This window comes from Halomonas sp. G15 (assembly GCF_021282295.1).
In the GTDB taxonomy this organism is placed as follows: domain Bacteria; phylum Pseudomonadota; class Gammaproteobacteria; order Pseudomonadales; family Halomonadaceae; genus Halomonas; species Halomonas alimentaria.
The window spans coordinates 14,784-27,093 of the sequence record NZ_JAJSPA010000045.1; the positions used below are offsets into that span (position 1 = coordinate 14,784).

At 67.2% G+C, this 12,310-nt stretch carries 8 protein-coding genes; 5 read left to right on the forward strand and 3 right to left on the reverse strand.

The annotated features are described in order from the left end of the window. Nucleotides 1-7 precede the first annotated feature (7 nt). The gene (locus LWH48_RS15855) at nucleotides 8-4,849 is read left to right on the forward strand and encodes an NAD-glutamate dehydrogenase (protein ID WP_232913309.1); all 4,842 of its coding nucleotides are present in this window, start codon (nucleotides 8-10) and stop codon (nucleotides 4,847-4,849) included. Between the two features lie 85 nt (nucleotides 4,850-4,934). Here the strand turns inward: LWH48_RS15855 and mgtE are convergent, their stop codons facing one another. Then, nucleotides 4,935-6,287, reverse strand: coding sequence for a magnesium transporter (gene mgtE / locus LWH48_RS15860; RefSeq protein WP_161432453.1), 1,353 nt, complete (start codon nucleotides 6,285-6,287; stop codon nucleotides 4,935-4,937). 173 nt (nucleotides 6,288-6,460) lie between these two features. Between mgtE and LWH48_RS15865 the strand changes: the two genes are divergently transcribed. Beyond that, nucleotides 6,461-7,477, forward strand: coding sequence for a quinone-dependent dihydroorotate dehydrogenase (locus LWH48_RS15865; protein ID WP_232913310.1), 1,017 nt, complete (start codon nucleotides 6,461-6,463; stop codon nucleotides 7,475-7,477). A gap of 82 nt (nucleotides 7,478-7,559) precedes the next feature. Here LWH48_RS15865 and rmf read toward each other — a convergent pair whose 3' ends face one another. Further along, on the reverse strand, nucleotides 7,560-7,766 hold the full coding sequence (rmf, locus tag LWH48_RS15870) for a ribosome modulation factor (RefSeq protein ID WP_232913311.1): 207 nt from the start codon (nucleotides 7,764-7,766) through the stop codon (nucleotides 7,560-7,562). Between the two features lie 246 nt (nucleotides 7,767-8,012). Between rmf and rlmKL the strand changes: the two genes are divergently transcribed. Both rlmKL and LWH48_RS15880 read left to right on the forward strand, forming a co-directional pair. After that, on the forward strand, nucleotides 8,013-10,202 hold the full coding sequence (gene rlmKL / locus LWH48_RS15875; RefSeq protein WP_232913312.1) for a bifunctional 23S rRNA (guanine(2069)-N(7))-methyltransferase RlmK/23S rRNA (guanine(2445)-N(2))-methyltransferase RlmL: 2,190 nt from the start codon (nucleotides 8,013-8,015) through the stop codon (nucleotides 10,200-10,202). Between the two features lie 94 nt (nucleotides 10,203-10,296). Further along, nucleotides 10,297-10,644, forward strand: a complete 348-nt coding sequence (locus tag LWH48_RS15880; protein ID WP_232913313.1) for a glutaredoxin family protein — start codon at nucleotides 10,297-10,299, stop codon at nucleotides 10,642-10,644. A 125-nt stretch (nucleotides 10,645-10,769) separates the two neighbouring features. Here LWH48_RS15880 and LWH48_RS15885 read toward each other — a convergent pair whose 3' ends face one another. Continuing rightward, nucleotides 10,770-11,048, reverse strand: coding sequence for a hypothetical protein (locus tag LWH48_RS15885; RefSeq protein WP_232913314.1), 279 nt, complete (start codon nucleotides 11,046-11,048; stop codon nucleotides 10,770-10,772). A 92-nt stretch (nucleotides 11,049-11,140) separates the two neighbouring features. Between LWH48_RS15885 and pdxB the strand changes: the two genes are divergently transcribed. Beyond that, nucleotides 11,141-12,310, forward strand: a 1,170-nt coding sequence (gene pdxB / locus LWH48_RS15890; protein WP_232913315.1) for a 4-phosphoerythronate dehydrogenase PdxB, incomplete at its 3' end; no start/stop codon positions are given.

Here is a 12,310-nt window from a genome sequence, read left to right on the forward strand (position 1 = left end):
GTGATGGATGCAGCACGTTGCGAATGACGAAGCCAGACAGGATCTGCTCAAGCAGCTTCATGAGAGGCTGAATGCCAAGCTGGACGCCGCCAAGGCGGAGGCTGTCGGCGCCTTCGCCGAATACTTCTATGCCGCCGTGCCACTGGATGACCTTGAGGATCGTCGCCTCGACGACGTCTATGGCGCCACCCTCTCGGTGTGGCACTTCCTGCAGCAGTTCGATCCGGCCGATCCCAAGGTGCGGGTATTCAACCCGGATTTCGAGGAACACGGCTGGCAGTCGCCCCACACCTTCGTGGCGGTGCTGCACGAGGATATGCCTTTCCTGGTCGACTCTGTGCGCATCGAGCTCAACCGGCGTGGCATCACCGTGCATGCCATTCACAATGCCGTGCTGGCCACCGAGCGCGGTCGCGACCATCGCCTGAAGCAGGTGACCTCGCCGAAGGATCCCGCCGCCCCTGCCCAGCGTGAATCGCTGATTGTCATCGAGATCGATCGCCACTCCGATGTCGAGATGCTGCAGGAGATGCAGGCCAGCCTCGAGGAGGTGCTGGTCGACGTGCGTACCGCGGTGACCGACTTCGATCCCATGCGTGCCAAGGTCGAGGAGGCCCTGGCGGAGTTACGTGCCGGCTGCCCACCGCAGACCGATCCGGATGACCATGCCGAGGCGATCACCTTCCTGGAGTGGATGCTCCATGACAACTTCACCTTCCTGGGCTACGACGCCTACGAGGTGAAGGCCCACAAGGGCGGCAAGGAGAGCCTCGACAAGGTCAAGGGCAGCGAGCTGGGGGTGTTCCGCCTCGACCAGCCGCGCTATCGCGAGCGCATCCGCACCGAGCAGGGGCTCGAGGATGGCCACTACATCCTGGTACCCGAGCTCCTGACCTTCTCCAAGAGTGCCCACCACGCCCGGGTTCATCGGCCGACCTATCCCGACTACATTTCCATCGACCGCTACGATGCCAAGGGCAACCTGGTCGGCGAGCACCGCTTCCTGGGGCTGTTTACCGCCACCGTCTATAACGAGTCGCCGCGCAACGTGCCGATCCTGCGCCGCAAGCTCAAGTCGGTGATGGAGATCGCCGGCTTCAACCCCAAGGGGCACAATGGCAAGCAGCTGCTGCAGATCCTCGAGGTCTATCCCCGCGACGACTTCTTCCAGATCGATACCGAGGAGCTGGCCCAGACGGCGCTGGGCATCCTGAGCATCCGCGAGCGCCGCCGCGTGCGGCTCTTCGTGCGCGAGGATCGTCCGGGGCGCTTCTACTCCTGCCTGGCCTTCGTGCCACGGGACGTGTTCTCCACCGAGCTGCGCCTGCGCATCCAGGAGATGCTCTGCGAGGAGCTCGATGCCACCTTCGGCGACTTCAATACCTACCTCTCGGAGTCGGTGCTGGCGCGCATCCAGTTCATCCTGCGCTTCAAGGACGAACGCCCGGCCGAGTATGACATCAAGCGTCTCGAGGCCAAGCTGTCCAAGCTGGCACGCAACTGGCGCGATGACCTCCAGGCCGCCTGCATCGACGGCTTCGGCGAGGAGCAGGCCAACCGCCTGATGGATCGCTTCCGCGATGCCTTCCCGGCCAGCTACCGCGACGACTTCAGTGCCCGCACCGCGGTCTATGACCTGCACCATATCGGTGAGCTGGATGATGGTGACGCGCTGTCGCTGTCGCTCTACCGCCTGGTGGAGGAGGAGGGCAGCGGGGTCAACCTCAAGCTGTTTCACCGTGATGCGCCGATCCCGCTCTCCGATGTGCTGCCGATGATGGAGAACCTGGGGCTCAGGGTGATCGGCGAGCGTCCCTACGAGATCGGCGCCACCGATGCCAGCTACTGGATCCATGACTTCAACCTCGAGCACCACACCAGCACCGAGGTCAATCTCCAGGAGATGCGTGAGCCCTTCATCGAGGCCTTCCAGCGCATCTGGGCCGGCGAGGCGGACAACGACGCCTTCAACCGGTTGATCATCGGCGCCAACCTCGACTGGCGCGAGGTGGCGATGCTGCGTGCCTACGCCCGCTACCTCAAGCAGATCCGCTTCGGCGTCTCCCAGGACTACATGGCCAACACCCTGGCCAGCTATCCGGAGATCACCCGCGAGCTGGTGACGCTGTTCGAGCTGCGCTTCGACCCCGCCGACCGCCCCGATGAGGGTGAGGTGGAGGCCTGCGTGGAGCGCATCCAGCGGCTGCTCGACGAGGTGGCCAGCCTCAACGACGACCAGCTGCTGCGTCGCTACATGGAGCTGATCCTGGCGACCCTGCGTACCAACTACTACCAGCGCCGCGAGGACGGTGGCGTCAAGGACTATATCGCCTTCAAGCTGGAGCCCTCGAAGGTCACCGGCATGCCCAAGCCGCGTCCCGCCTTCGAGATCTTCGTCTGCTCCCCGCGGGTCGAGGGCGTTCACCTGCGCGGTGGCAAGGTGGCCCGCGGTGGGCTGCGCTGGTCCGACCGCCACGAGGACTTCCGCACCGAGGTGCTGGGCCTGGTCAAGGCCCAGCAGGTCAAGAACTCGGTGATCGTGCCGGTGGGCGCCAAGGGCGGCTTCGTCTGCAAGCGGCTGCCCGAGGGCGATCGCGAGGCCTTCCAGCGCGAGGGCATCGAGTGCTACAAGACCTTCATTCGTGCCCTGCTCGATGTGACCGACAACCTCAAGGGGGGCGAGGTGGTGCCGCCGCGCGACGTGGTGCGCCACGACGACGATGACGCCTATCTGGTGGTGGCCGCCGACAAGGGCACCGCGACCTTCTCGGATATCGCCAACGAGATCTCCGCCGAATATGACCACTGGTTGGGCGATGCCTTCGCTTCGGGTGGCGCCAACGGCTACGACCACAAGAAGATGGGGATCACCGCCAAGGGCGCCTGGGAGTCGGTCAAGCGCCACTTCCGCGGCCTGGGCGTGAACACCCAGGAGGACGAGTTCAGCGTGGTGGGCATCGGCGACATGGGCGGCGATGTCTTCGGCAACGGCATGCTGCTGTCGGACAAGATCCGACTGGTGGGGGCCTTCAACCACCTGCATATCTTCGTCGACCCAGAGCCCGACGCGGCGGCCACCTTCGCCGAGCGCAAGCGCCTGTTCGAGATGCCGCGCTCCAGCTGGGAGGATTTTGACAGCGCGCTGATCTCCGAGGGTGGCGGGGTGTTCAAGCGCAGTGCCAAGTCGATCCCCATCTCCAAGCAGATGAAATCGCGTTTCGGCATCCGCGAGGACAGGCTCTCACCCAACGAGCTGATCAGCGCCATGCTCAAGTCCGAAGTCGACCTGATCTGGAACGGCGGCATCGGCACCTACGTCAAGGGCAGCGACGAGACCGATGCCCAGGTGGGCGACAAGGCCAACGATGGCCTGCGCATCGACGGCCGCGAGCTCAACTGCAAGGTGGTGGGCGAGGGCGGCAACCTCGGCTTCACCCAGCGTGGCCGCATGGAGGCCGCCGCCCGGGGCGTGCGGGTCAATACCGATTTCATCGATAACGCCGGTGGGGTGAACTGCTCCGACCATGAGGTCAACATCAAGATCCTCATCGACGAGGTGGTCAAGCGCGGCGACATGACCGACAAGCAGCGTAACCAGCTGCTTGCCGAGATGACCGGTGAGGTCAGCGACCTGGTGCTGATCGACAACTACCGCCAGACCCAGGCCCTGGATCTCGCCGAGCTGCTCTCGCAGCAGGGGGTCGGCCCCTTCCGGCGCTTCATCAGCGAGCTGGAGGCCGCCGGTCAGCTCGACCGCGAGCTCGAGTTCCTGCCCGCGGACGAGGAACTCCAGGAGCGTGCCGCCAACCAGCAGGGCATGCTGCTGCCGGAGCTGGCCATGCTGATCTCCTACGCCAAGAGCGTGCTCAAGGGTGACCTGATCGTCTCCGATGTTCCCGACGACCCGGTCATCGTGCGCTATGTGGAGCGCATCTTTCCGCGGGTACTGGTGGAACGCTACCGCGACGAGATGTACGAGCATCGCCTCAAGCGCGAGATCGTTGCCACCCAGGTGGCCAACGACCTGGTCGACCATATGGGCATCGTCTTCGTGCGCCGGCTGATCGACTCCACCGGGGCTGGCCGGGCCGAGATTGCCCGCGCCTATATCATTGCCCGCGAGGTGTTCGGGCTGGGCGAGATCTGGTCGCAGATCGAGGCGCTGGACAACCGGGTGCCGAGCCGCGTGCAGTACTCGATGATGCTCGACCTGATGCGGATGATCCGCCGCTCCACTCGTTGGTTCCTGCGCGGTCGCGTCGGCGTCGATACCCGCGAGTGTATCGATTACTTCGCTCCTCGCCTGGCGGCGATCCGCGAGGGTATCGGCGAGCGGCTCAGCGGCGAGGAGCGCGAGAGCTGGGAGGCGCGTCGTGACGAGCTGGTGGCGGCCGGGGTGCCCGAGGCACTGGCGTCCAGCGTGGCGGCTGCCGGGAGCCTGTATGCCGGGCTGGGTATCATCCAGGCCGCACGCCAGGCCGATGTGGTGCCGGAACAGGTGGCCGAGGTGTTCTACGAGATCGGCAGTCGCCTGGAGCTGCCGTGGATGATTCGCCAGATCACCGATCTGCAGGTGCGCGACAGCTGGCAGGCCCAGGCCCGCGAGACCTTCCGTGACGACATCGATCGTCAGCAGCTGGCGTTGACGGTCAGCGTGCTGCAGATGGAGGCGAGGCCCGACGACGCCGTGGCCCGTGTCGCCGAGTGGCTCGAGCGGCATGATGCCATGCATGCGCGCTGGCGCCGTCTGCTCGAGCAGGTGGGTAGCGGCGGCCAGGGTGGCTTCCCGCTCTTCGCCGTGGCGGTTCGCGAGCTGGTCGACCTGGCCGAGAGCAGCCGCGACCTCTGAGCACTTTCCATTCACCACCAACGAGGAACCCCGCCATCAGGCGGGGTTCCTCGTTATGGGCGGCGAGCAGGGCTGGGCGGGAGTCTCACAGCAGGAAGTAGGTGGCCAGGCCCAGGAAGGACATGAAGCCCACCACGTCGGTGACGGTGGTGAGGATCACCGAACCCGACAGTGCCGGGTCGATTCCCGCCCGCTTGAGCAGCAGCGGGATGACGATGCCGGCGATGCCTGCTGCCAGCATGTTGATCACCAGGGCGGCGCCGATGATCGTGCCGATGGCGATGCTCTTGAACCACAGCAGTGCTAGTACCGCCACCACCAGGGCCCACAGCACACCGTTGAGGATGGCGATGCCGACCTCCTTGCGCAGCAGCCAGGCGCTGTTGGTGCTGCTGATCTGGCCCAGCGCCAGGCCGCGGATCGCCAGGGTCAGGGTCTGGCTGCCGGCGATGCCCCCCATGCTGGCGACGATGGGCATCAGTACCGCCAGGGCGACGATCTGGTCCAGGGCATCCTCGAAGCGGCCGATCACCCAGGCGGCCAGGAAGGCGGTGATCAGGTTGATGCCCAGCCACACGGCGCGACGCTTGGCGCTGGGCAGCACCGGGGCGAACAGGTCCTCCTCCTCGTCGAGGCCGGCCATGTTCATCAGTGCCTGCTCGGAGTCCTCGCGGATGACGTCGACGATATCGTCGATGACGATGCGACCGAGCAGCAGGCCCGCCTCGTCCACCACCGGTGCCGAGACCAGGTCGTGGGTCTGGAACAGGGTGGCCACGTCGCGGGACTTCATGTCCACGCGGATGCTGTCCACCTCGTGGTCCATCAGGTCGGCCACCGCCATCTCCGGCGGGTGGCTGATCAGCCGCGCCATCGGCAGGGTGCCCTGGAAGAGGCCGTCGCGGTCCACCACCATAAGCAGGTGGGTGTTGTCGGGGATCGACTCCTTCCAGCGCAGGAAGCGGCACACCGTCTCCAGGCTGACGTCGCTGCGCACCGCGATGGTGTCGGTGCGCATCAGGCGCCCGGCGCTGTCCTCCTCGAAGGAGAGGGTCTCCTCCAGGCGTTCGCGCTGCAGGGCATCCATGGAGCGCAGCATGTCCTCGGCGACCTGCTGGGGCAGGTCCTCGAAGATCTCCGCCAGGTCGGCGGTGTCCATGCCGGTGGCGGCGGCCACGATCTCCTCGTGGTCCATGTCGTCCAGCAGGGTGCTGCGCACCTCGTCGTGCACATGCAGCAGCACCTCGCCGTCGACCTCGCCGGGTACCCGCTGCCACAGGCGGATACGCGCGGCGGGAGGCAGCGACTCCAGCAACAGGGCGATCTCGGCCGGCTCCAGGTCGTCCAGCACGGCATCGACGGCTTCGAGATGCTCATCCCCCAGCGCACGGTGTATGCGCGACAGGCGGTCCTCGAGGGTTTCGGTGGTCTCGGCCATATGCATCTCCCTGGCTCCGCGGGGTGTGTTCCGGGTGCTCCACACCCCGGTGTCTCTTGGTTGGCTACAGTAGATCACAAAATCGGCGTCGGCTGCCCCCTGCGACGTCGTTTCCCCAGGGAGGCGCTGCTATACTCACGCCCCGCCCGTGACCGCCACCCTCCGGAGACGCCATGTACTCTCTTGCCCGCTCGCTGCTCTTTCGTCTGGACGCCGAGACAGCCCACGGCCTGACCCTGCGCGGGCTGGACCTGGCCGCCAGGGTGGGGCTGGCGGCTCGCCTGGGGGGCGAGCGAGTGGCGGACCCGGTGGAGCTGATGGGGCTGCGCTTCCCCAACCGGGTGGGACTCGCCGCCGGACTCGACAAGAATGGCGACCACCTCGATGCCCTGGGCGCGCTGGGCTTCGGCTTCGTGGAGGTCGGCACCGTGACCCCCAGGCCACAGCCCGGTAATCCACGGCCGCGGCTGTTCCGGCTGCCCGAGGCGGGAGCCATCATCAACCGCATGGGCTTCAACAACGCCGGGGTCGACCACCTGGTCGCGAAGGTCAGGGCCAGCCGTTTCGACGGCGTAATCGGCATCAATATCGGCAAGAACCTGACGACCCCGGTGGAGCAGGCGGTGGATGACTACCTGACCTGCCTGGAGAAGGTGCACGCCCACGCCCACTACGTCACCGTCAATATCTCCTCGCCCAACACCCCGGGGCTGCGTAACCTCCAGTTCGGCGAGCACCTCGACGGACTGCTCTCGGCGCTTCGCGAGGCGGGCTCGCGCCTCGACCGCGACAGCGGTCGCCGCGTGCCCCTGGCGGTGAAGATCGCCCCGGACATGGAGGCCGAGGAGGTGGGGCTGGTGGCCGATTGCCTGGCGGCCAATGCCATCGATGCGGTGATTGCCACCAATACCACGGTGTCCCGCGAGGCGGTGGCGGGCCTGGCCCATGCCGACGAGGCCGGCGGCCTCTCCGGACGACCGGTGTTCGAAGCCTCCAATGCGGTGATCCGGGAGCTGCGCCGCCGCCTGCCCGAGATGCCGATCGTCGGCGTGGGTGGCATCGACAGCGGTGCGGCGGCACTGGCCAAGCGCGAGGCCGGGGCCGACCTGGTACAGCTCTATTCGGGCTTCATCTACCACGGCCCGGCGCTCGTTGGGGAGTGCGCGCGGGCGGTGCGCGACGGGGCCTGAGCCGCAGCGTACCCACGCAAAAAGCCCGCGGCTTGCCGCGGGCTTGAGGAAGCGTGAACCTCGATAGGTTCGGGTAGCGGGTTCACACCACCATGGGGTTCTTGTGGATGCCGGAGACACCGGTCATGCCGGCCCAATGATCCCCACGACCTTCACGCCAACCGCTCATCCAGTATTCGCGAAGATTGATGTCCTGACTGGGACAGTCATCGCGGGAGCGACCTGAGACACCTGCCTTGTAGCCATGCGTATAGGCACGCTGGAAGCGATCACGTTTCTGTCGTTTCATTGGACTACCTCTTGATAAGGTATCTGACTGGCTCGGGGATTGTTGAAGCGGCCCGAGCCGTAACATGTCACGGGCCCAGAATCTGGAAAGGGCAGGCCCGATGACAGGAAACGCATGCGTGTTCTCAGTAGCTACTGTCCTATTGATAGCCCATCCCGATCCGGGTTGTCGACCACCGATTTGTAACAGCTCGTTCACCTGCCTGACATGGCACACATTTACCCTACTGCCTCGCGGTGATTGCCGATGAATCCGACCCCATCCACGTCCTCCCTTGAGCTATTGGTGACCTGCCCCCGCGGTCTCGAGGAACTGCTGGCCGAGGAGCTGGCAGCCCTTGGCGCCGCACCCGGCAAGAGCACCGTGGGGGCGGTGAATGTCCGGGCCGACCTGGCCACGGCCTACCGGCTCTGCCTGTGGTCCCGCCTGGCCAACCGCGTCATCCTGTGCCTGGTCCGCGAGGAGGGCGTGAATACCCCCGACCAGCTGCGCGAGGCGGTGGCCGCGGTGGCCTGGGAGCAGCACCTGCCGCTCGGTGCCAGCCTGGCGGTGGACTTCCATGGACGCAGCGAGGAGATCCGCCACACCCGCTTCGGTGCCCAGACGGTCAAGGATGGCGTGGTCGATCGCCTGCAGGCCCGGGCGTTGCCGCGCCCCTCGGTGGATCTCAAGCAGCCGGACCTGCGTCTCTACGCCAATCTCCACCGTGGTCGCCTGGTGGTGGGTATCGACCTCTCCGGCGAGAGCCTGCACCGTCGCGGCTATCGTCGTGACGTGGGGCACGCGCCGCTCAAGGAGAACCTGGCCGCGGCCCTGCTGGTGCGTGCCGGCTGGCCCGAGCTGGCCCGCCAGGGGGCGCCGCTGGTCGATCCGCTGTGCGGCGCCGGTACCCTGCTGATCGAGGCGGCACTGATGGCCGCCGACATGGCACCCAACCTGCCCCGGGAGCGCTTCGGCTTCCATGGCTGGGCGGAGCACGACGAGGCGGCATGGCGAGAGCTCCGGCGCGAGGCCGAGGCGCGAGCCAGCATCGGTCGCAAGCGCTGCCGTTCGCGGTTCTACGGTTTCGACCAGAGCCCGGCGGCGCTCTCCGCGGCCAAGGCCAATGCCATGCGTGCCGGCATCCCGGCGCTGATCGAGCTTCAGGGCGCGGGGCTCGCCGAGCTGGCCCGCCCGCAAGGGCTCGAGGAAGCGCCGGCGGGCCTGGTGATCACGAATCCGCCCTACGGCGAGCGACTCGGCGAGCTGCCGGAGCTGGTGACCCTCTACGCCCGGCTGGGCGAGCGGGTGCGCGCGGCCTTCCCCGGCTGGCGCCTGGCGGTGTTCACCGGCAACCCCGACCTGGGCCATCGCATCGGCCTGCGTGCCCACAAGCAGTATGCGCTGCGCAACGGCCCCCTGGAGACGAAGCTGCTGCTGATGGCGGTACCCGAGCGGGAGGACGAGGAGACGGCCACGCCGCCGTCCCGCTCGGAGGGGGCGCAGATGTTCGCCAACCGGCTGGAGAAGAACCGCAAGCGGCTCAGGAAGTGGCTGAAGAAGAGCGGCGAGAGCTGCTATCGCCTCTACGATGCGGATATGCCGGAGTATGCGCTGGCGGTGGATGTCTATGCTGGCTGGGTGCATGTGCAGGAGTATGCGGCGCCGAAGTCGGTGGATGCCGGCCAGGCCCAGAAGCGGCTCTTCGAGGCGCTGGCGGTGATCCCCGAGGTGCTCGAGGTGGACCCCGCACGGGTCGTGGTCAAGCGACGCCAGCGCCAGAGCGGACGCGACCAGTACCAGAAGCAGGCCGCCACCGGCGAGCGCTTCGAGGTGCACGAGGGGCCGGCCAGGCTGTGGGTGAACCTGCGCGACTACCTGGATACCGGACTCTTCCTCGACCATCGTCCGGTACGCCGGATGCTCGGCGAGATGGCCGCCGGCAAGCGCTTCCTCAATCTGTTCTGCTACACCGGGGCGGCTACCGTGCAGGCGGCCCTGGGCAGCGGCAGCGCGGGTGGTGCGGTGGAGAGCGTCAGCGTCGACCTCTCCAACACCTACCTGCAGTGGGCCCGCGACAACTTTGCGCTCAACCGCCTCGATCCGGGACGACATCGGGTGGTGCGTGACGACTGCCTGCGCTGGCTGGAGAGTGCCCGGGCCGAGTTCGACCTGATCTTCATGGACCCGCCGACCTTCTCCAACTCGAAGAAGATGGAGGATACCCTGGATATCCAGCGCGACCATGGCCGGCTGGTGCGCCTGGCCATGGCGCGCCTGGCGCCCGGGGGAACCCTGGTGTTCTCCAATAACCAGCGGCGCTTCACGCTGGACGCCGACCTGGCGGATCACTATGCGGTGGCGGAGGTCTCGGCGAGGACCTTCGACCCCGATTTCTCTCGGAATCCCGATCTGCACCACGTCTTCCTGATCCGCCACCGGGAGGTCCCGGCATGAGGCCTTCGACCCGCTCTCTGACATGCTCTCGGAATCCCGATCTGCACCACGTCTTCCTGGTCCGCCACCGGGAATCACGGGAAGGGGGCGACGCATGATCCAGTTGACCCTCTACACCACTGTGGGCTGCCACCTCTGCACCCAGCTGGAGGCGTTGCTGGCACGACTGTGCCACGAGCCGGTCGTCCTGGAGCGTGTGGAGATCAGCGAGGACGAGGGCCTGATGGCGCGCTACGGCGTGCGTATCCCGGTGCTTGCCGATGGTGAGGGCGACGAGCTCGATCGCGGCTTCGAGCCCGAGCGGCTCGCCGCCTGGCTGAAGCCCCGGGGCTGGCTGGATGAGGCGGCCTGGGCGTCACTCCTGCGCGAGCTTTCCGGCGAGGAGGAGCCCCGGGAAGCGCGGCCGGCGACGGTGCGTGGCGGCAGGCGCTATCTGGGGTAACCCGACGTAGTCGGGAGCTGGAAGAGCGTCGCTTCGCTCCTGGAAGCTGGAAGAACCCCCTTGAGCGCGACGGTAATGGGATATGTTGCCTTTCAGCTTTCAGCTTTCAGCTTTCAGCTTCCTGCTTACGTCTCGAGCAGCGACAGTTGGCTGACCGCCTCGCGACCCTCGGGGCTATGGTCCTCAACCTCCAGCACCTTGCGAAAGCCCCGGGAGGCCTGGATGGTGGCCTCGTCGGCCAGCCACATCATTGCCTGGTCGCGTTCGTCGGCCAGCTGGTGCTTGAGGCCGCCGAACTGGGTGCCGATCTGGCCCCAGGCGCGGCTGAATATCCAGTCGCCGAACATGTCCTGATGGATGTGCACCAGCACATAGTCATGGTCGGTTTCCCAGCGAATGATCATGGTGACTCCCGCGTGCTGCTGTGTGCCGGCCTGGGCGGCGAAGTGGTAAGCTGGCGCCTATTGTAATGGCTTGCTGGGGGCGAACAACGTTCATGAAGATCCTCGTCGATGCCAATGTGCCTGCCGCCGATGCCTGCTTCGGGGCATTGGGGGAGGTGGTTCGCCGCCCGGGACGCGAGATCGCCCCCGGCGACCTGCGCGATGCCGACGCCCTGGTGGTACGTTCGATCACCCGGGTCGATGCGGCGCTGCTCGCCGAGGCGCGGTGTCTGCGCTTCGTGGGCACCTGCACCATCGGTACCGACCATGTCGATACCCGGCTGCTGGCCGAACGCGGCATCGCCTTCGCCAGCGCCCCGGGCTGCAACGCCGAGGCGGTGGTCGACCATGTGCTGGTGAGCCTCGCGACCCTGGCCGAGCGCCAGGGCTGGCGGCTCGCCGAGCGGCGCGTGGGGGTGGTCGGCGCCGGCAACGTGGGCGGGCGGCTGCTGCACCGCCTCTCGGCCATGGGCATCGACTGCCTGGCCTGCGACCCGCCCAGGGTAGAGGCGGAGGACCTCGTTGCACCCGGCAGCGGTGCGCCTGCCGACTTCGTGGACCTGGATACCCTGATCGACGAGTGCGACGTGCTCTGCCTGCACACTCCGCTGGTGCGCGAGGGCCTCCATGCCACCCATCACCTGCTCGATGCCGAGCGCATCGCCGCCCTGGCCCCCGGGACGCTGCTGCTCAATGCCGGGCGCGGTGACTGCCTCGATGGCCAGGCGCTGCGTGCGCGCCTGGCGGGGCAGGGCGATATCTCCGCGGTGCTCGACGTCTGGGAGGGTGAGCCCGGCATCGACGCGGCGCTGCGCGACCCGGTCGAGCTCGCCACCCCGCATATCGCCGGCTACAGCCTCGACGGCAAGCTGCGCGGTACCCACCAGGTGACCCGAGCGCTATGCCGGGTGTTCGGCCTGCCGTGTCGCGTCACCCTCGACGAGCTGCTGCCGGCGCCGCCGCTGGCCCGGCTCGAGCTTGGCCCGGGGCTCTCCGCCGAGGAGGCCCTGCGTCTTGCCATGCGCGCCGTCTACGACCCGCGCCGCGACCACGACGCACTGCAACGCGAGAGTCGCCGCCAGGGCATGGCCGCCGGCTTCGATGCCTGCCGGGCGGCCTACCCGCTGCGCCGGGAGTTCGCCACCCTCGAGGTGGCGCTGCCGGAAGCGGAGGGGCAGATGGCGGGGTGGCTCACGGGGGCGGGATTCCGGGTCACCACCGCC